Raw genomic sequence first — 18,962 nt, 5'->3', positions numbered from 1 at the left:
CCGCATCGTCCCGATAGTCTCAGCCATGGATCCGCACCTGGATCCCGCGTCACCTGCCGGGAGCGTCCGATGGAGAAGGCTCTGGTCACCAATGGGGTGTCCGCACGGACTGGCACGGCTTTTCTGCGCCCGGGGATCCTCGCCTTCGGCGGCCCCATCGCCCCCTCCGATCTGCACGCCCACCACGCCGTCCAGGTCTTGACCGCGGCCACGCCGCTCACCGTGATGGACGCCAGCGGTGTCCGGCACCGCGGCACCCAGGTCATCGTTCCCGCCGACGCCCCGCATCGCATCGACGCGGGCGCCGAGGACGGGGCCGCGCTCTACCTGGACCCGGAAACCGTGGCGGGCGCCACCGCCGACCGCCGTGCCCACGACAACGGCTGGGCCAGCACCACCCGGCTGCCGAACACGGGCCCGGCCCGCGCGGCGCTGGCGAACCAGGTGGCCGCCATCATCGGCGACCTGCGCTGCGATCCCGCCACCACCGGCGGCGCCCGGCACACCGCCGTCACCGAGGCCTTACGCGTGCTGCCGACGCTGGTACCCGACCGCTCGATCCGCGGCGCCGATGTCGCCCGCCGGGTCGGCCTCTCCCCCGCCCGCCTCTCCCACCTGTTCGCCGCCCAGGTCGGAATCCCGTTGCGCCCCTACATTCTCTGGCTGCGCCTGCGCGTGGCGATCATCCGCGTCGGCTCCGGCGACGACCTCGCCGCCGCCGCCACCGCCGCGGGTTTCGACGACACCGCCCACCTCACCCGCACCTGCCGCCGCACCTTCGGCCTCTTCCCCGCCGCCCTGAGCCGCGCCGCCGACTGGGACCTCGGCGAAGGCGCCTGGCACCCGATCGCCGGGCGATAGTCAGACCGCGTCCCGGGGGAAGGGTGGGGTGCCGGTGCCGGTGATGCGGAGGTTGCCCCAGGGGTCGCGTTCTTGGAGGCGACCGGTGGCGGGGTGGTGGCCGGGCAGAGTGAGCGTGACGGTGGCGCGGCCGGGGTCGGGGAGGTCGGGTGTGGCCGAGATTCGGCCGTACCAGTGGAATTGACCGTCGATGGGGTCGGGGTGGCCGCTCAGGGTGACCTGGACCGGGAGGAGGACGCCGGGGGCGTCGAGCATGGCGGGGCCCGAATAGTCGTGGGGTGGTTCACGATCGGCGGGGACGGTGAGGTCGTAGTGGTGCGGGTCGGGGCGGCGCAGGGCACGGCGGCGCCAGGTGTCCGCGCCCGGGTGGGCGGTGCGGCGCAGGTATTCGTGCTGGGTGGCGGAGCGGACTTCGATGCGCGTACCGGCGGTGCGGCGCAGTAGCTCCAGGCAGTGCCGGATGTAGTGGAGCTGCCGCGTGCCCTCGGGGCCGGACGCGGTGTGCAGGAACAGGTTCGGGAATCCGTGCAGGGCGACGCCCAGGAAACCGATCTTGCCGGTGGCCCAATCCATCGGCAGCGCAACGGTGTTCGCGAGCTGGGCAGCCGCTCCGAGCACGACCACTCGCGGCCGGTAGTGCCGTCCGTCCGCGGTTCCCAGTTCCCATCGATCCTCGGCCGGATCGAATTCGAGCCGCCGCACACCCTGTTCGAGAACCAGCACATCGGCCGCGCGCAATTCCGCCGCGACGGCGAACGAGCCGACGACGATCACCTCCGGGTCGCTCATCCGAGCAGACCCCGCCGCCGCCAGATCCATTTGCCGACCGGGTCGATCAGGCCCTGCTTGTCCAGGAAGGCCGCGAGATTGGCCGCACCGGTCGCCAAGGCCTGGTGCGCGTGCGGATTCCGGGTGGCGACGCGGCGGGCGGCGCGCCCGTCCAGCCCGGCGCGGTCGTACATGTGCCGATTGGTCAGCAGGTAGACGAACAGCGGCGCGGCCACGGCGACACACAGCCGGGTGTAAGCGATTTCGGCCCTCGACATGACCGGCACCCGCCGCGCGAGCGCGTCCCGCGCGAACCCGATATGGCGCGCCTCCTCGGTGACGTGGATGCGCATGGCCCGCGACACCAAGGGCTGCAACTCCGGATCGTCGAGCGTCTTACGCTGGAGCGCGTCGAAGATCTCCTCGCCGACGAGCGCGCCGACCCAGGTCATCGACCCGCGCAGCAGCACCTGCAACGAGCTGATGGCAAGGCGCCCGGCCCGATTGGGCCAGTACGGGCGGGCGTCGATGCGGTCGATCAGCTTGCCGAACATCATCATGTGGCGGCATTCGTCGCCCATCTCGACCAGCGTGTAGTGCGAGTGCCTGCTGGTCGGATCGTCGGCCATGAGCTCGCGCAACAGCAGGCGGTTGAGCAGGTTCTCGAACCAGATGCCGGCCGAGAGCACATTGGCCAGCTCCTGGCGGGACAGTTCGCGCCGCTGCTCGGGCGTCATGGCCTCCCACAGCGCGGTGCCGTACAGCGACACCAATTCCGCTGGGAGGAACAGTTTCTCCGGATCCAGGGGCGCGTCCCAGTCCATGTCGACCACCGGGTCGTAGGACTTCTTCACCGATCCGGTGAGCAGGCGTTGCGCGAAAGCTTCCGGCGCGGACAGGACTACGGCATCGTCGCCCATATCGACTCCAACCCTCAGGTATACGAGACAAGGTGTATCACTCAGATTAGTGAGACGACCTGTCTCAGTCAATGCCGAAACGGGTAACGTAATGCTGTGACCACCAACGGAAAACGCGATGCCGTGGACGGCCGCGCCACCCGCTGGGACGGGCACAAGGCGCGCCGCCGCGCGGAGGTGCTGGACGCGGCGATCGCGGTGATCGAGGAGCACGGCGTCGAGGTGTCGGTGCGCCTGGTCGCCGACCGCCTGGCCTTGCCGCGCCCGGTCGTCTACCGCCACTTCGAGGGTCGCGCCGATCTCGACGAGCAGATCCGTCAGCGCATCCTGCGGTCGCTGCTGACCGAACTGATGCCGACCCTCGACCCGAACGGCACCGTCCGCGACGCCGTCGGCACGGCGATCGGCGCGTACGTCCGCTGGGTCGCCGCCCACCCCAATCTGCACCAGTTCCTGAGCACGGCGGCCACCCCGGGTGACGGGGCGCTGGCCAGCGCGCGCCACCGGATCGGCGGCCGGCTGGCCGAACTGTTCACCGTCGGTCTCGCCCGCTTCGGGATCGATCCCGCGCCCGCCCGCCCCATGGCCTTCGGGATCGTCGCCCTGGCCGACGGCGTGGTGAACGCCTGGCGCGCCGACCCGGCCTCTCCGCTCACTTCCGAACAGGTGGAGGCGATGCTGACCGAATCGGTGCTGGCACTGTTCGAGGGCAATGCCCGCAGCCTCGGCATGCCGGTCACCCGCGACACCATCGTCAGCGAGCTGCTCACCCGGACCGAGCCGGCGCCGGTCGCCACCCGGTAAGCTCGCAGCATGGTCACGGGGTTGCAGCTGCGCACGCTGGCGGTTCTCGCCTGCCTGCTGCCCGCGCTGGCCCTGTTCGCCGCGCCGGCCAACGAGTCCACCGCCCTGGCCGTGCTCGGTGTGGTCGCCGCTTCGGCGCTGCTGGCGCTGGTCTCGCTGCGCTCCACCCGCCTGCTGCCGGTGCGGATGGCCCGGTCCGGGCCGCCGTCCTCCGCGCAGCGCCGCCGTCGCGGTTCCTATCTGCGGCAGAGCAATCCGGACACCGCCGGTCGGCCGCGCCCCCGAGCACCCGGTCTGGTCACCGCCTGACGACTCCCCCGCGGGGTTGTCGGCCACGCTGACCATTCCCGTTCCGTGCGGTGCCCGCACGTCACCAGTCAGGTGCTCCCTTCATGTTCGATTTCGTCTATTACCCCGTGTCCGCCGTGCTCTGGTTGTGGCACACCGTCTTCGCCGCCGTCCTCGGCCCCACCAGCGGTCTGGCCTGGGTGCTCGCCGTGGTGTTCCTCGTCGCCTCATTACGCGCGGTCCTGGTCCTGCCCTTCCTGAAGCAGGCCCGCACGCAGGCCGCGCTCAAGCGGCTGCAACCGCAACTGCAGGCGATCCAGCGCAAGTACCCCGACGACAAGGCGCGGCAGTATCGCGAGATGCAGCAGCTGCGCAAGGACAACGGCGTCAACCAGCTGGCGGGCTGCCTGCCGATGCTGGGGCAGGGCCTGGTGTTCTTCGCGCTGTTCCACGTACTGCGGTCCTTCGATCGCACCGGGACGGCCGGGCATGTGCCGTTCGGTTCGACGCCCACACCGATGACCGCGGAGCAGAACGCCAGTACCGCCAACTATTTCTTCGACGCCGAGGCGGTGCGGTCCTTCTTGCAGGCCAAGCTGTTCGGCGCGCCGCTCTCGGGCACGCTGGCCGGGCATCCGTCGGTCGCCATGAGCGTGGTGGCGGTCGGGTTGATGGTGATCGCCGCGGTCGCCACGCATTTCACCGCGCGGGCCTCGATCGCCCGGCAGGATCCGGCCGCCCAGCAGCTGCCGCTGATGAACACGCTGATGCTGTGGGTGTTCCCGGCGGGCGTGCTGATCGGCGGCGCGCTGCTGCCGGTGGCGATCCTGCTGTACTGGGTGTCCAACAACGCCTGGACGCTGGCCCAGCAGCACCTGGTCTACCGGCGGCTGGACGCGGAATCGGCCACGGCGGCAAAGGAAGTGGTGGTGCGCAAGGCGACCGCGCCGAAGCCGGGGGTGAAGCCGCAGCGGCGCCGGTAGGGCGCCTACACCGCCGGGCGTGCGCGCAGGTAGTAGTCGGCGTTGATGCCGACCAGCACCTGCCGCACCCCGAGCGGCGCCCAGCTCGCGGCCGGGTCGTGCACCACCTCGGGGTCGATCAGCGCCAGGGTGCGGCCCTTCCACTCGAGCGCGAAAGCCTGGGCGGCGGTGAGATTCTTGACCCAGTCCACCGCGGGCCCGTAGGTGAGCGCCACCCGGTACTCCCCGTCGGATTCGAACACCCAGACCGGTGTCCGGTACTCGCGCCCGGATTTTCGCCCCTTGTGCACGATGGTGCCGAAGGGCGGTACGCGCCCGGCCAGCACGCTGGCCGCCGGGTTCGTCACATGCCGGTTGAATTTCGCGAGTGCGCGGGGAAGCACCATCGGCGGTCCTCTCGAAAGGGTGGCCTGCTGACCTCACGCTACTCTCGACCGGTGTCAGCGCAGCCGAACTCGCAGCCGCAACAAAGTGAAATGATCGCCGTCTACGACCGGCTGGGCCGGGTCGTCGGCGCCGAGGACCGGGCGCGGGTCTATCGCGACGGGCTGTGGCACGCCAGCGCGGGCGTGCTGGTCCGCTCGCTGGACGCCGAGCGGATCTACGTGCACCGGCGCACCGAGACGAAAATGGTGTTCGCGGGCATGCACGATTGCCTGGCCGGCGGCGTGGTCGGCCCGGGTGAGAGCCCGGAGCAGACGGCCGTGCGCGAACTGGCCGAGGAACTCGGCATCGTGCTGCCCGAGGACACCGGACCGCTGCCCCTGGCCGCGGCGGCGTGGGACGGCGAGTGGCACGGCCGGCCGATGCGCTGCCATCTGTTCGCCTACGAGCTGCGCTACGACGGGCCGATCCGGCACCAGCCGGAGGAGATCGCCGAGGGCTGGTGGTGGACCGACGCCGAATTGCGCGCCCACCTGGCCGATCCGGCCTGGCCGTTCGTCCCCGACACCCGGGAGTTCATCGAGGACCTCCTCGCATGAGAACGGCCCACCGGAATACCGGTGGGCCGCCTGGTCGATCAGTGGTGGATCAGCCTGCGCTCAGGGAGCTCAGGTCGAGCAGGTTCTTCACGAGATCGGCCAGCACAGTGAGCAGTTCCATGGAGGAATCCTTCAATAGATCGACAACGACTATCGTGCGGCGTCATCCTCGCAATGAAACCCTCACTCCGCAATCGCTGGGCGAATCAGCTGCTGGAGGTGACCGACCCAGCCCAGGCCGCGAACGCGCCGGGATTGCGGGTTTGCAGCAGTACCCGGCCGGGGCCGACGAAATCGAAGACGAAGCCCTCCCCCGATTTCAGCGACTGGATCGACCGCCCGACCACCGCGCGCCGGATGGTGAAGTTCATCGCCAGGTCGTAGGCGACCACGTGCCCGGTATCGATGGTGATGGGCTCGCCCGGCTGCAGATCGATCACATCGATCGCGCCGAAGACACCGACCACGACCTCACCCTCACCGTGCGCGCGCAGGCCGAACCCGCCCTCGCCGCCGAACATGTTCGCGAAGCCGCCCCATTTGCTTTCCACCTGCACGGCATGGGAATTGGCGATCCAGCCGCCGCGGCTGATGAAGTACGGGCGGTCCGGGGTGATCTGCAGGTTCAGCATGTCGCCGGGTAGCGCGGGCGCCACGTCCACCCAGCCGCCCTGCGGCGGCGCGGTGAAGGTGGAGACGAAGAACGATTCGCCGGACAGCACCGACCGCTTGAGCCCGGCCAGGATCCCGCCCTCGGCCTTGGCCTGCAGCGTGACGCCGGCCGAATGAGCCACCATGGCACCGCTTTCCACGCGCATCGGCTCGCCGCCGTCGAGGAAGCAGCGCGCGATGGCGGAGGCGGGATTGTGGCGCAGTTGTACCTTCATATCCGCCGACCCTACCGGGATTCAGCCCAGCGTATGCAGTACTTCCTCGGTGCGCGCGACGACCGCGCCGCCGTCGTCGGTGAGCACTATCGGACGCTGGATCAACTTGGGATTCGCGGCCAGCGCCGCGATCCAGCGGTCCCGGTCCGCGGCCGTGCGACCCCAGCTCGCCAGGCCGAGATCCTTGGCGATCTGCTCGCCCGTGCGGGTGATCTCCCACGGCTCGGCGCCGAGCCGGGTCAGCACTTCGCGCAGCTCGGCGGCGGTCGGCGGGTCGTCGAGGTAACGCCGCTCGCGGTACTCGATACCGGCCGCGGCCAGATAGGCGGTCGCGTCGCGGCTCTTGGTGCAGCGCGGATTGTGCCAGATCTCGGTGCTCATGGCTGCCAGCCTAGAGGCCATCGCCGCAGGCCAGACCCCCGACCGCGACGGCACCCGGCGGCGCTCGCGCGAGCGGCCGATACTGGGGTGATGAGCGAGCACAAACCGGCCGAAAACCCTTTCGGCACACCGACGACCAGCGGGCCCGAACCGCTGATGAAGCGCCAGCAACTGGTCAATTCGATCGTCCGTAAACTGCTGCGCGTCCCCGGGCTGTCCGGGGTGATCGGCAAGCGCCTGCTGGTGCTGCACGTGGTGGGCCGCAAGTCCGGCAAGACCTTCGACGTGCCCGTCGCCTACACCCGCCACGACGGCGCCATCCTGATCGGCACCGCGCTGCGGCCCTGGGTCAAGAACCTGATCGCCGGCACGCCGGTGTCGGCCTCGCTGGGCGGTAGGCCGCGCGAGTTCGCGCCGCGCGTGCACACCGGCGAGCTGGATGTCATGCGGCTCTACGAGATCATCGCCCGGGACAACCCCACCAACGCCAAGTTCAACGGCATCGGTTTCGCCGCCGACGGCGCGCCGGAGAAGGCCGATATCTACCAGACCTGGAAGCTGGGCGGGGTCGTCATCGAACTGACCCCGCGCTGACCCTCACGCCACGTACTGGTCGGCCACCTCCAGCACCTGGTCGACGAGCTCGAGTCCGGTGCGCAGGTCGTCGGCCGAGGTGGTCAGCGGCGGCGCGATCTGGAATCGGTTGCCCGCGTTGAACGGCCAGAGGCCGCGTTCCTTGGCGGCGGCGGTCACCCGTGCCATCGGCTCGGCCGCCGCGCCGCTCGCGGCGAACGGGATCAGCGGCTCCCGGGTACCGGGGTCGCGCACGAGTTCCAGCGCCCAGAAGAACCCGAGCCCGCGCACCTCCCCGACGCTCGGATGCCGGGTCGCCAGCTCCTGCAACCCTTTTCCGAGCACATCCGCGCCGACCGTGCGGACATGGTCGAGGATGCCGTCGCGCTCGAAGATGCCGATGGAGGCCACCCCCGCCGCGCAGGCCAGCGGATGACCCGCGTAGGTGAGCCCGCCCGGGTAGAGCGTGTCGTCGTAGCGCTGCGCGATGCGTTCGGCGATGAGCACGCCGCCGAGCGGAACATAGCCGGAGTTCACGCCTTTGGCGAAGGTGATGAGATCGGGTTCGACCTCCCAGGCCTGGACCGCGAACCACTCCCCGATCCGCCCGAAACCGACCATCACCTCGTCGGCGATGTAGACGATGCCGAACTCGTCGCACAGCGCCCGCACCCCGGCCAGGTAGCCGGGCGGCGGGACCAGCACGCCGTTGGTGCCGACGACGGTCTCCAGGATCAGGCCCGCGATGTGGTCCGGGCCCTCCAGCTCGATGACCTGGCGCAGGTGGCTCAGCGCCGCCGCCGTCTCGGCCTCGGGACTGTCCGTCCCCCAGGGTGATCGGTACGGGAAGGGCGCGAAGAACCGGGTCACATCGACGTTGGTCGGCTCGGTGCCCCAGCGGCGGGGTTCACCGGTCAGGCCGATCGCCGTGCCGGTGCCGCCGTGATAGGAGCGGTAGGCGGCCAGCATCTTGGTGCGGCCGGTGAAGCTGCGGGCCAGGCGCACCGCATGCTCGACCGCTTCCGCGCCGCCGGTGGTGAACAGGATCCGATTCAGTTGTCCCGGTGCGCGTTCGGTGATCAGCCGGGCCAGGTCGCTGCGCGCCTGATTGCCGACGGTCGGCGAGATGGTGGCCAGCAGCTGGGCCTGCTCGACGATCGCGGCGATCAGATCCGGATGCTGGTGCCCGATATTGACGTTGACCAGCTGGGAGGAGAAATCCAGGTACTTCTTGCCGTGCTCGTCCCAGAACCAGGAGCCGGACGCGCCCGTGATCAGCGGCGGATTCGGGCCGCCCTGCACACTCCAGGGATAAAAAACATGGTCGTCAGCGCTCATTTCCCACCTTCGGTCAGGGTCACCTGAATGGGCTTGAACCCCGTTCCGGTGACATCGATTCCACCGTCTTTCAGCAGTTGCAGGGCCTTGGTCACGTACTCGCCGGTGCTGGCCGCGGCGTCGGGATCCTGCTTCAGCACCGTCGCGCCCTCGGCGTTGCGGGTCTCCTTGGCGATCTTGACCGTGCGCTCCCAGGCGGCCGGCTCGACCACGCCGATCCCGGCGGGCGAGGGCCAGATGAGCTTGTTCACCTCGTTGATCTGCCACTGCTGGTGGCTGGCGCCCAGCGTGGAACCGGCGGCGACGGTGATGTCACGGCACTTGTCGACATTGTCGCGGCAGAACGCCCAGCCCTTGAGCGAGGCGGCCAGGAAGCGCACGGTCTGGTCCTGGTACTTCGCGTCCTTCAGTTTCTCGGTGTTGGCCCAGATCGCGTCCTGCAGCATCGCCACGCCCTGGTCGTTCCAGTCGATGGTGGTGAAATCGTCTGCGGTGTAGAGCTTTCCGGTGGCCGGGTTCTTGGTCTCGAGCAGCTGGGCGTACTCGTTGTAGGACATGGCCTGGGCGGCGTTGATGTCCTTGGCCAGGAAGGCGTTCATGTCGAACTGCTGCTGCACCAGCTTCACGTCGCGGGACGGGTCGATCCCCGCCTTGGTCATGCCCGCGAAGAGCTCGAATTCGTTGCCGTAGCCCCAGTTTCCGACGGTCTTGCCGCGCAGCGCGGCCGCGTCGGCGATGTTGTCGGACTTGAACGCGACCTGCTTGGTGCCCGAGCGCTGGAACACCTGCGCCACCTGGGTGATGCCCGCGCCCGCCTCCCGCGAGGCCAGCGCCTTGGGCACCCAGGCCACCGCGTAGTCGGCCTGGCCCTGCGCGAGCACGGTCTGCGGCACGATATCGGTTCCACCGTCCAGGATTTCGACGGCCAGGCCCTGTTCCTTGTAGAAGCCCTGATCGACCGCGGCCAGATAGCCCGCGAACTGTCCCTGCTTGAACCACTGCAACTGCAGGCGGACCTCGGTGAGCCCGTCGGCGGTGGTACCCGAGCCGCTCTCGGTGGTGCTACAGCCGGTCAGCGCCGCGGCGGCGAGCACTGCCAGCGCCAGACAGGCGCGCAGTCTCCGGGTGGATGTGGTCATGTCGATCTCCTGAGCGTGGTGCGGGGCTTGCGAGTGAGTAGTTCCAGTAGGACGACGGCGGCGAGGAAGAGCAGGCCGACGAGCATGGCGCCGGCGACGTAGGCCCAGGCGCGGGGATAGGCGGTGTTCGAGGCCGCCGAGATGATCCGCGAGCCGAGGCCGTTCTGCAGGCCGCCGAAGTATTCGGCGATGATGGCGGCGATCACCGCGCCCGGCGCGGCGATGCGCAGGCCGGTGAACAGGTAGGGCAGCGCCGCGGGCAGGCGGACCGTGCGCGTGACCTGCCAGCCGCCCGCGGCGTAGGAGGTCATCAGGTCCTGCTGCACCTGCGGCACCTGGCGCAGGCCCTTGGCGGTGCTGACGAACATCGGGAAGAACACCACGATGGTCACGACCATCCGGCGCGGGGTGTCGGTGGTGGTCGAGTACATCGAATTGAGCAGGGGCGCCAGGGCCACGATCGGCACGGCGGCCGCGGCGGCCGCCATCGGGCTCAGCAGCCCGTCGACGACGTGGAAGCGCACCGCCACCATCGCGGCGGCGATACCGAGCACCGCGCCGAGCAGCAGACCGACCAGGGCGTTGGTGCCGGTCGCGGTGGCGGCCTCGAGGATGCGGTCGAAGTTCTCGGTGAACTGGCCGGCGATTGCGGTGGGGGCGGGCAGCAGGAACGACGGGACTCCGGCGACGACCGTGAGCACCTGCCACAGCGCCAGCCCGCCGACGCCGAACAGCAACGGCGGGAACACCGTTCGCAGCGTTGTCATCCGAGGTCCCGTTCCGGCGCGTGGCCGCCGTGCAGGGCGGCGCGGACCGCGGCGACCGCCGCGAAGAACGGCGCACCGGCGCGGACGTCGTCGCCGGACTGCGCGCGGCCCCAGCCGCCGGTGTCGACGATGCCGGTGATGCGGCCGGGGCGCGGCGACATCACCACCACGCGATCGGCCAGGAACACCGCCTCCGGAATGGAGTGGGTGACGAAAACGACCGCGGCGCCGGTCTCCCCGGTGATGCGCAGCAACTCGCCCTGCATGCGTTCCCGGGTCATCTCGTCGAGCGCGCCGAATGGTTCGTCCATCAGCAGCAGCGAGGGTTTGCGGGCCAGGGCGCGGGCGATCGCGACGCGCTGCTGCATGCCGCCGGACAACTCGGGCGGATACCGGGTGGCGAACTCGGTCAACCCGGCCATCTCCAGCAGTTCGGCACTGCGCCTGCGTCTTTCGGCCTTGGGCACCTTGTGCAACTCCAGCGGGAGTTCGACATTGGCCTGCACCGTGCGCCAATCCAGCAGCCCGGCCTGCTGGAAGGCGATGCCGTAGTCCTGATCGAGGCGGGCCTGCCGGGCGGTCTTGCCGTGCACGGTGACGGTGCCGCCGGTGGGCTGCTCCAGGTCGGCGATGATGCGCAGCAGCGTCGACTTGCCGCAGCCGGACGGGCCGATCAGCGCCACGAACTCGCCCGCGCCGACGGTCAGGGCGACCTCGGACAGGGCAGTGACCGAGCCCGCCGCGAAGATCTTCCCGACGTCGCTCAACTCGACCGCGGCCACCTGGCCCGGGGCGGCGACCGCCGGCACGGTCGCCGCTTCGGGCTCCAGAACCGCCGCGGTCGCGGCTAGTTCGAGGCCGGGTGCCGGACTTTGTTCGGCGATCAACGAGTACCTCCTGACGAGCGGCCGGCCCCGGCGGGACGGCTGTAGCGGCGAAGCGCGATTTCCGCGAGCGCGACCACGCCGGTGACCGCGATACCCAGCAGCGCGGCGGCGAGCACGGCCGCGAACAGCCGCGACGAATCGCCGGTGGCCTGCTGGGAGAAGACGATGATCTGGCGGCCGATGCCGCCGGCGGTGCCGGTGGAGATCTCCGCGACCACCGCGCCGATCACCGAGGCGGCGGCGGCCAGGCGCAGCGCGGGCAGGAAATGCGGGACGGCCGCGGGAAACCGCAAGTGCACCAGCGTGTCCCACCAGCCCGCCGAGTAGCTGTAGAGCAGCTCCACCGAGGCCTTCGACGGCGCTTGCAGCCCGCGCAGCATGCCGACCGCGACCGGGAAGAACGCCAGATACGACGCGATCACCGCGATACTCATCCACGGCCGCCACGGCTCCCCGGCGATCACGATCTTCCCGCCCCAGCCCGCCACCAGCGGCGCCAGCGCGATCAGCGGAACCGTCTGGGAGACAACGATGTAGGGCAGCAGTCCACGTTCGACGAAGGCGAACCGCTGCATCAGCACCGCCAGCGCGACACCGACCGCGGTGCCGATCAGCAGCGCCAGCATGGCCAGCCCGAAGGTGAATCCCGCCGTATTCAGCAGCGTCGCACCGACGGTCCGCTTGCCGTCGGCCTCACCGAGCACGGTGAACACCGACCACACGTGCGGCAGCGCGGCATCGGTGGTGCGCGGCAGGACGCGCTGCCCGTCGATGCTCACCCCCTGCTCCGGGACAAGCACTTTGATCAGCTCCCACGCCGCCGCGACCAGCAGCAGCGCACCGGCCGGATAGGCGAGCCGCGCCCAGCGGGCCGAGCTCATCCGACGGTCTCCGTGGCCGTCACCGGATGCGCGATGCGGGGCAGCACCGACTCCCCGTACGCCTCCAGCGTCGCGGTCTTGGCGTCGTGCTGGAGGTAGACCGCGAACTGGTCCACGCCCAGCTTCTCCAGCTCACGCAGCCGGGCCACCTGGTCGTCGGGGGTGCCGAGCAGGCAGAACCGATCGACGATGGCGTCCGGCACGAAGTCGGCGTGCGTGTTCCCGGCCCGGCCGTGCTGGTTGTAGTCGTAGCCCTGCCGGCCCGCGATGTAGTCGGTGAGCGCGGCCGGAATCGCGCCGCCCGTACCGTATTTGGTGACGATGTCGGCGACGTGGTTGCCGACCATCCCGCCGAACCAGCGGCACTGCTCGCGGGCATGGGCGAGCCCGGCCTCGGTGCCGTCGGTGACGTAGGCCGGTGCGGCGACGCAGATCCGCACCGCCGCCGGGTCCCGGCCCGCGCGTTCGGCCGCCGCCCGCACCCGGGCGATGGTCCACGCGGTGATGTCCGGATCGGCCAGTTGCAGGATGAACCCGTCGGCCACCTCGCCGGTCAGCTCGAGCGCCTTCGGGCCGTATCCCGCGACCCAGACCTCCAGCCGGGAGGCCGAGGCCCACGGCAACCGCACCATGGTGTCGCCGATCCGAGCGCTGCGCCCGTTGCCGAGCTCGCGGATCACCTCGATCGAATCGCGCAGGGTCGCAAGGTTCGACGGCCGGCCGCCGAGCGTGCGCACCGCCGAGTCGCCGCGGCCGATTCCGCAGATGGTGCGGTTGCCGAACATGTCGTTCAGCGTCGCGAAGGTCGAGGCCGTCACCGTCCAGTCCCGGGTCGCCGGGTTGGTCACCATCGGTCCGACGACGACTTTCCTGGTGGCACTGAGGATCTGGCTGTAGATGACGTACGGCTCCTGCCACAGCAGGTGCGAGTCGAAGGTCCACACATGCGAGAACCCGTGCGTCTCGGCCTGGCGGGCCAGTTCGACCACGCGCGAGGCCGGGGGCGTGCACTGCAGCACCACACCGATGTCCATCGGGCCGTCTCCGATCTAGATGAGGTTCTGCGCGAGTTCGCGTTTGACGAAGCGGCCGTGACCCGCGCTGCCCAGGTACTGCCCGCGATCCACGATCACCCGGCCGCGCGAGAGCACGGTGTCGACGTGGCCGTCGATCTCGAAGCCCTCCCAGGCCGAGTGATCCATGTTCATGTGGTGGGTCTTGTCGTAGCCGATGCTGGTGTGCCCGTTCGGGTCGTAGATGACGACGTCGGCGTCGGCGCCCGGCGAGATGACGCCCTTGCGCGGGTACATCCCGAACATCCGGGCCGGGGTGGTGCAGCAGACCTCCACCCAGCGTTCCAGCGAGATCCAGCCGTTCTTGACGGCCTGGAACATCAGGTCCATCCGATGCTCGACACCGCCGATCCCGTTCGGGATCTTGCTGAAGTCGTTGCGGCCCAGCTCTTTCTGATCCTTCATGCAGAACGGGCAGTGGTCGGTGCCGACCGTGGAGACGTCGCCGGTGCGGATATAGCGCCACAGCTCGTCCTGGTGCCCTTCGGCCCGGGCCCGCAGCGGGGTCGAGCAGACCCATTTGGCGCCCTCGAAACCCGGTGCGCCCAGCTGTTCTTCGAGTGAGAGGTACAGGTACTGCGGGCAGGTCTCACCGAAGACGTTCTGCCCGTTGCCCCGGGCCGTGGCGATCTGCTCGAGTGCCTGCTTGGCCGAGACGTGCACGATGTAGAGCGGCGCCTTGGTCAACTGCGCCAGCATGATCGCGCGGTGGGTGGCCTCCTCCTCCATCTGCCAGGGCCGCGAGGTGCCGTGGAAATACGGCGCCGTCTCGCCGCGCGCGAGCGCCTGCGCGACGAGCACGTCGATGGCGATCCCGTTCTCCGCGTGCATCATCAGCAGCCCGCCCAGCTCGCCCGCGGTCTGCATGGCCCGCAGGATCTGGCCGTCGTCGGAGTAGAAGACGCCCGGGTAGGCCATGAACAGCTTGAAGCTGGTGACGCCCTCGGACACCAATTCGCTCATGCCTTTGAGGGATTCGTCGTTGACCTCGCCGATGATCTGATGGAACCCGTAGTCGACGGCGCAGTTCCCCGCGGCCTTCTGATGCCACAGGCCCAGGGTGTCCTGGACGCGCTCACCGGGTTTCTGCACCGCGAAGTCGACGATGGTGGTGGTGCCGCCCCAGGCGGCGGCCCGGGTGCCGGTCTCGAAGGTGTCGGAGGCCTCGGTGCCGCCGAACGGCAGCTGCATGTGGGTGTGGCCGTCCACCCCGCCGGGGATCACGTACTTGCCGGTGGCGTCGATGACGGTCGTCGCGGTGGCGCGCAGATCCGCGCCCAGCGCGGTCGAGTTCGGTTGCAGGACCGCGACGATGGTTTCGCCGTCGATCAGGACATCCAGCGGCTGGGACCCGGTGGCGGAGACGACGGTGCCGCCATGAATGAAAGTAGTCATCTCACGGCTCCAGCAGCGAGCCGTAGGCGTCCGGCCGGCGATCGCGATAGAACGCCCACCGATCCCGCACCGTCTTCAGCAGATCCAGGTCCAGGTCCCGGATGACCAGCTCGGGCGCGGTGTCGGAGGCGACCTCGCCGACGAACTTGCCCTCCGGATCCACGAAGTAGCTGGTGCCGTAGAAGTCGTTGTCGCCGAGCTCTTCCACGCCCACCCGGTTGATCGCGCCGATGTAGTACTCGTTGGCGACCGCCGAGGCCGGCTGCTCCAGCTTCCACAGGTAGGCGGACAGGCCGCGTGAGGTCGCCGAGGGGTTGAACACGATTTCCGCGCCGGCCAGGCCCAGGGCGCGCCAGCCCTCCGGGAAGTGCCGGTCGTAGCAGATGTAGACGCCGACCTTGCCGACCGCGGTGTCGAACACCGGGAAGCCCACATTGCCGGGCCGGAAGTAGAACTTCTCCCAGAAGCCGCGCACCTGCGGAATGTGGTGCTTGCGGTATTTACCGAGGTAGCTGCCGTCGGCATCGAGCACGGCGGCGGTGTTGTAGAGCACCCCCGGCTGCTCCTGCTCGTAGACCGGCAGCACCATCACCAGGCCCAGCTCCGCGGCCAGGGCGGCGAATCGCTCCGTCGTCGGCCCGGGGACCGATTCCGCGTACTCGTAGAACTTCGCGTCCTGCTGCTGGCAGAAGTAGGGGCCGTAGAACAGCTCCTGAAAGCAGATCACCTGCGCTCCCTGCGCGGCCGCCTGCCGCGCGTAATCCTCGTGCACCTTGATCATCGACTCTTTGTCGCCGGTCCAGCTGGTCTGGACGAGCGCGGCTCGAACGGTTGGCATGATTGTTATCGTGCACCCTGAAGCAGGTCCAATGTGTTACATCTGCGCGGAAACAATTTCGGCGCAGTAAATCTTGGGGCCGGTGCCGGTTGCCCGACCGTGGCTGTCGCAGAATTGAGCCGTGACGATCGAAAGCGCGAGCCTGGACGGCGCGCTCCCCGCGGGGGCGGCGCCGGCCACGCTCATGTCGCCGGCCGATCTCACCGCCGACCTGGACGACCGCACCCCGGCCGGCATCGCCGCCGGCATCGGCCGCCGAATCCGTTCCGGCGCTTTGCCTCCCGGCTCGCGACTACCCACGGTCCGGGAGGTCGCCAAGCAGCTGAGGGTTTCACCCGCCACCGTCAACCAGGCCTGGCGGGCGCTGGCCGCCACCGGCGCGATCATCGCGCGCGGCCGCGCGGGCACCTTCGTCGGCGAACCGGCCGCAACCGTCGCCGGTCGCCCCGCGGGCCGCTATCAGCGGCTGCACCCGCCCTCGGACAGCGCCTTCCGGATCGACCTCTCGCGCGGCACCCCCGATCCCGCCCTGCTGCCCGACCTCGCCGCCGCGCTACGCGAGATCACCGCGCACGACGCCGGGGACCTCGCCGCCGACTATCTCGGCGAGGCGATGCTGCCCGAACTCGCGGCCAGAGTCCGGGCCGACTGGCCGTTCCGGGCCGAACGCCTCGCGGTGTTCGACGGCGCGCTGGACGCCATCGACCGGCTGCTGTCCACCCACGTCCGGCTCGGCGATTCCGTTGCCGTCGAAGATCCCTGCTTCCCCCCGTTTCTCGACCTGCTGGCCCGCCTCGGCGCGCGGCCCGTGCCGGTGCATCTGGACGAATCCGGGCCGCTGCCCGCCGAACTCGCCCGGGCGATCACCGATTTCGGCGCCACTGTCTTCCTGGTCCAACCCCGCGCGCAGAACCCCACCGGGGTCTCGCTCTCGGCGGCCCGAGCCCGCGAACTCACCGAGATCCTGCGCGCCGGCGAGGTGCTCGTGATCGAGGACGACCACAGCGCGGGCATCGCCACCGCCGCGCTGCGGTCGCTGGGCACGCGGCTGCCGCAGCGCACCGTGCACGTGCGGTCCTACTCCAAATCACACGGGGCCGACCTGCGCCTGGCCGTCGCCGGCGGGCCCGCCGACCTGCTCGACCCGGTGATCGAACGCCGCATGCTCGGCGCGGGCTGGACCAGCCGCCTGCTCCAGCGGGTGCTGCTGACCATGCTCGACGACGCGGCGGCCGGCCATACCGTCACCGCGGCGCGGGCCGAATACCGCAGGCGCGCCACCGAACTCCGGCGCGCGCTGGCCAAGCGCGGTATCACCCTGCCGCGCGGCGACGGCATCAACCTCTGGCTGCCGGTGGCCGACGAGAACGCGGCCATGATCTCCCTGGCCGCCGCCGGGATCAAGGTCGCGCCCGGTGGCCCGTTCGAGGTCGGCGACCGCCCGGCCTCCGATCATCTGCGGCTCACCGTCTCGGCGCTGGCCGACGCCGACTCCCTCTGGCTGGCAACGGAATTGGCGGCCGCCGCGGCCGCTGCGCCGACCTATCGCCGGGTCCGCCGCTCGTGAGGTGCCGCCACCGCGGGTAACGACGCGGGCGACGGCCGCGATTTCGCTAGCAGGGGTACCGCTCCATTCAGTCGAGCCGATCGAGGAAACAATGGGCATCAAACCGCTAGCCATCGTGCTCGCCGCCGGGGTCGTGGCCGCCGTGGCCGGGTGCGGGACCGATACACCGCCCCCGTCGGCCGGCACCACCTCCACCTCCCGGGCGGCCAGCACCGCACCGCAGACCGGGACCGCGGCCAACCCCACCGCGTCCGGGCAGCCCGATACCGAGTCCCCGTCCGCGCCGGCCACCAGTCCCGTCGCGTCCACGCCCGCGGGTCCGCCGCCCGGCAGCGGGCACGGCCTGTGCTTCGATCTGAACTCCGAACTCGCCAACACCGCGTTCACCAAGGTGGCGGCGGCCGAGCCCGGCACCGACTGGGCGATCCCGGGCGCCAGCGAGGACCTGATCGCCGACGGCTGCTCCGGCGTGCTGTCCTACCTGCTGATGGAGGGCACGGGCATCCACCCGGTCACCCACATCCTGTTCTTCACCGGCGGCAAGTACCTCGGCACCGCCTCCTCGGAGCCCTACGCCTACACCCACCTGCTGGGCAAAACCCGCACTACCGTGCAGGCCCAATACAAGTGGCCGCTCCCGGAAGACGCCCTGTGCTGCCCCACCGGCGGCCCCAGCACCGTCACGTTCACCTTGAACGGCACCACCGTGACCGCACAGGGCCAGTTCCCCCCGGCCGGATGATCAGGCGGTGACCGCCGGTTCGACTGACCGCTGCCGCGCCCGCCGCGCCAGCAGGTAGGCGGCCGCGGCGGCGGGGATGTTCATCAGCACCCCGTAGACCGCGCCCGGCACGGCCATCGCGTCGTTCCGCAACACCGTCGCCGCGACGGCGATCGCGATAGCACCGTTGTGGATACCGATCTCCATGGCCGAGGCGATCGCCTGCTCCTCCTCGACCCGCAGCAGCCTGGGCGCGAAATAGCCGACGGTCAGGCTGAGTACCGCGAACACCAGGCAGATCGCCGCCAGGGTCCCGATGTTCTCGGTGAGCGTCGCGAAGTTCTTCGCCACGGCCGCGGTGACCACCAGCGCCAGGACCACGATCGAGAGCACCTTCACCTTGCCGCGCATCCGCTCGGCCCAGCCGGTGTAGCGCCGGTGCACGAGCATGCCGACCGCGACCGGCACCAGCACGATCGCGAAGACCTGCGCGAACTTGTCCGGCCGCAGCCCGATCGAGTCCGCGTCGTCGAGGAACAGGTGGAACGACAGTGCCACCACCAGCGGCATGGTGAAGACCGCCAGCACCGAATTCACCGCCGTCAGCGTGATGTTGAGCGCCACGTTCCCGCCGGCGATATGGCTGAACAGATTTGCCGAGGGCCCACCCGGCGAGGCCGCCAGCAGCATCATTCCGGCGGCCAGCGCTCCGCCGAGCCCGAAGGCGTAGATCAGCCCGAGGCAGACCACCGGCAGCACCAGCATCTGGCAGACCAGCGCCACCACCGCGGCCTTGGGATAGCGCAGCACCCGGACGAAATCGTCCACCGTCAGGGTCAAGCCGAGCCCGAACATGATCAACGCCAGCGCCACCGGCAGCAGCACAGCGAAAACTGTTGAACCCATAG

At 69.9% G+C, this 18,962-nt stretch carries 22 protein-coding genes; 8 read left to right on the top strand and 14 right to left on the bottom strand.

Features of this window, described 5'->3' with window-relative positions; genetic code table 11:
* The first annotated feature begins 69 nt into the window (after positions 1-69).
* A complete protein-coding gene (locus AB0H76_RS09295; RefSeq protein WP_357319648.1) occupies positions 70-861 on the top strand; it encodes a helix-turn-helix domain-containing protein in 792 nt (263 codons plus the stop codon).
* Here AB0H76_RS09295 and AB0H76_RS09290 read toward each other — a convergent pair whose 3' ends face one another.
* Positions 862-1,650, bottom strand: coding sequence for a DUF4873 domain-containing protein (locus tag AB0H76_RS09290; RefSeq protein WP_357319645.1), 789 nt, complete (start codon positions 1,648-1,650; stop codon positions 862-864). It lies immediately after the preceding gene.
* Positions 1,647-2,549, bottom strand: a complete 903-nt coding sequence (locus AB0H76_RS09285) for a diiron oxygenase (protein ID WP_357319642.1) — start codon at positions 2,547-2,549, stop codon at positions 1,647-1,649. The genes AB0H76_RS09290 and AB0H76_RS09285 overlap by 4 nt, the downstream gene beginning before the upstream one ends.
* 96 nt (positions 2,550-2,645) lie before the next feature.
* Here AB0H76_RS09285 and AB0H76_RS09280 point away from each other — a divergent pair, with 96 nt between their 5' ends.
* The 3 genes from AB0H76_RS09280 (at position 2,646) to yidC (ending at position 4,624) form a co-directional block, all read left to right on the top strand.
* Positions 2,646-3,353 (top strand): TetR/AcrR family transcriptional regulator, encoded by a 708-nt coding sequence (locus tag AB0H76_RS09280; protein ID WP_357319640.1) that lies wholly within the window; start codon positions 2,646-2,648, stop codon positions 3,351-3,353.
* Positions 3,354-3,362: 9 nt separating this feature from the next.
* Positions 3,363-3,662 (top strand): DUF6412 domain-containing protein, encoded by a 300-nt coding sequence (locus AB0H76_RS09275; protein WP_357319637.1) that lies wholly within the window; start codon positions 3,363-3,365, stop codon positions 3,660-3,662.
* Between the two features lie 83 nt (positions 3,663-3,745).
* Positions 3,746-4,624: a membrane protein insertase YidC gene (gene yidC / locus AB0H76_RS09270; protein WP_357319635.1), complete on the top strand. Its 879-nt coding sequence runs from the start codon at positions 3,746-3,748 to the stop codon at positions 4,622-4,624.
* Between the two features lie 5 nt (positions 4,625-4,629).
* Here the strand turns inward: yidC and AB0H76_RS09265 are convergent, their stop codons facing one another.
* A complete protein-coding gene (locus AB0H76_RS09265; protein WP_357319632.1) occupies positions 4,630-5,010 on the bottom strand; it encodes a nitroreductase family deazaflavin-dependent oxidoreductase in 381 nt (126 codons plus the stop codon).
* Between the two features lie 90 nt (positions 5,011-5,100).
* On the opposite strand from AB0H76_RS09265, the gene AB0H76_RS09260 reads away from it, so the two are divergent.
* Positions 5,101-5,607, top strand: a complete 507-nt coding sequence (locus AB0H76_RS09260) for an NUDIX domain-containing protein (protein ID WP_357320548.1) — start codon at positions 5,101-5,103, stop codon at positions 5,605-5,607.
* Positions 5,608-5,813: 206 nt separating this feature from the next.
* On the opposite strand, the gene AB0H76_RS09255 is transcribed toward AB0H76_RS09260, so the two are convergent.
* Positions 5,814-6,494 (bottom strand): TIGR00266 family protein, encoded by a 681-nt coding sequence (locus AB0H76_RS09255; protein WP_357319630.1) that lies wholly within the window; start codon positions 6,492-6,494, stop codon positions 5,814-5,816.
* Positions 6,495-6,515: 21 nt separating this feature from the next.
* Positions 6,516-6,875, bottom strand: a complete 360-nt coding sequence (locus AB0H76_RS09250) for an arsenate reductase family protein (protein WP_357319629.1) — start codon at positions 6,873-6,875, stop codon at positions 6,516-6,518.
* 90 nt (positions 6,876-6,965) lie between these two features.
* Here AB0H76_RS09250 and AB0H76_RS09245 point away from each other — a divergent pair, with 90 nt between their 5' ends.
* On the top strand, positions 6,966-7,469 hold the full coding sequence (locus AB0H76_RS09245) for a nitroreductase/quinone reductase family protein (protein ID WP_357319627.1): 504 nt from the start codon (positions 6,966-6,968) through the stop codon (positions 7,467-7,469).
* Between the two features lie 3 nt (positions 7,470-7,472).
* On the opposite strand, the gene AB0H76_RS09240 is transcribed toward AB0H76_RS09245, so the two are convergent.
* From AB0H76_RS09240 to AB0H76_RS09205, 8 genes are read right to left on the bottom strand one after another with little or no spacing between them, the layout of a single operon-like run.
* Positions 7,473-8,786 carry an aspartate aminotransferase family protein gene (locus AB0H76_RS09240; RefSeq protein WP_357319625.1) on the bottom strand — a complete coding sequence of 438 codons (1,314 nt, stop codon included), beginning with the start codon at positions 8,784-8,786 and terminating at the stop codon, positions 7,473-7,475.
* Positions 8,783-9,925, bottom strand: coding sequence for an ABC transporter substrate-binding protein (locus tag AB0H76_RS09235; RefSeq protein ID WP_357319623.1), 1,143 nt, complete (start codon positions 9,923-9,925; stop codon positions 8,783-8,785). The genes AB0H76_RS09240 and AB0H76_RS09235 overlap by 4 nt, the downstream gene beginning before the upstream one ends.
* Positions 9,922-10,692: an ABC transporter permease subunit gene (locus tag AB0H76_RS09230; protein ID WP_357319620.1), complete on the bottom strand. Its 771-nt coding sequence runs from the start codon at positions 10,690-10,692 to the stop codon at positions 9,922-9,924. Before AB0H76_RS09230 ends, AB0H76_RS09235 begins: the two co-directional genes overlap by 4 nt.
* The gene (locus tag AB0H76_RS09225; RefSeq protein ID WP_357319617.1) at positions 10,689-11,579 is read right to left on the bottom strand and encodes an ABC transporter ATP-binding protein; all 891 of its coding nucleotides are present in this window, start codon (positions 11,577-11,579) and stop codon (positions 10,689-10,691) included. The genes AB0H76_RS09230 and AB0H76_RS09225 overlap by 4 nt, the downstream gene beginning before the upstream one ends.
* Positions 11,576-12,460: an ABC transporter permease subunit gene (locus AB0H76_RS09220; RefSeq protein ID WP_357319615.1), complete on the bottom strand. Its 885-nt coding sequence runs from the start codon at positions 12,458-12,460 to the stop codon at positions 11,576-11,578. The genes AB0H76_RS09225 and AB0H76_RS09220 overlap by 4 nt, the downstream gene beginning before the upstream one ends.
* Positions 12,457-13,494: a TIGR03842 family LLM class F420-dependent oxidoreductase gene (locus AB0H76_RS09215; protein WP_357319612.1), complete on the bottom strand. Its 1,038-nt coding sequence runs from the start codon at positions 13,492-13,494 to the stop codon at positions 12,457-12,459. Before AB0H76_RS09215 ends, AB0H76_RS09220 begins: the two co-directional genes overlap by 4 nt.
* A 15-nt stretch (positions 13,495-13,509) precedes the next feature.
* Complete coding sequence (hydA, locus tag AB0H76_RS09210; protein WP_357319609.1) at positions 13,510-14,928, bottom strand: dihydropyrimidinase; 1,419 nt, start codon at positions 14,926-14,928, stop codon at positions 13,510-13,512.
* Position 14,929: 1 nt separating this feature from the next.
* Positions 14,930-15,766, bottom strand: a complete 837-nt coding sequence (locus AB0H76_RS09205) for a nitrilase-related carbon-nitrogen hydrolase (protein ID WP_357319606.1) — start codon at positions 15,764-15,766, stop codon at positions 14,930-14,932.
* 121 nt (positions 15,767-15,887) lie between these two features.
* Here AB0H76_RS09205 and AB0H76_RS09200 point away from each other — a divergent pair, with 121 nt between their 5' ends.
* Positions 15,888-17,333 carry an aminotransferase class I/II-fold pyridoxal phosphate-dependent enzyme gene (locus tag AB0H76_RS09200; RefSeq protein ID WP_357319604.1) on the top strand — a complete coding sequence of 482 codons (1,446 nt, stop codon included), beginning with the start codon at positions 15,888-15,890 and terminating at the stop codon, positions 17,331-17,333.
* Between the two features lie 91 nt (positions 17,334-17,424).
* Positions 17,425-18,075 carry an LppP/LprE family lipoprotein gene (locus AB0H76_RS09195; protein ID WP_357319601.1) on the top strand — a complete coding sequence of 217 codons (651 nt, stop codon included), beginning with the start codon at positions 17,425-17,427 and terminating at the stop codon, positions 18,073-18,075.
* On the opposite strand, the gene AB0H76_RS09190 is transcribed toward AB0H76_RS09195, so the two are convergent.
* Positions 18,076-18,960 carry a bile acid:sodium symporter family protein gene (locus AB0H76_RS09190; protein ID WP_357319599.1) on the bottom strand — a complete coding sequence of 295 codons (885 nt, stop codon included), beginning with the start codon at positions 18,958-18,960 and terminating at the stop codon, positions 18,076-18,078. It abuts the gene before it with no gap.
* Positions 18,961-18,962: the final 2 nt, after the last annotated feature.

This window comes from Nocardia sp. NPDC050712 (assembly GCF_040654295.1).
In the GTDB taxonomy this organism is placed as follows: Bacteria; Actinomycetota; Actinomycetes; order Mycobacteriales; family Mycobacteriaceae; genus Nocardia.
The sequence above is the reverse complement of the archived record's forward strand: the minus strand, read 5'-3'. Positions and strand labels throughout refer to the sequence as shown.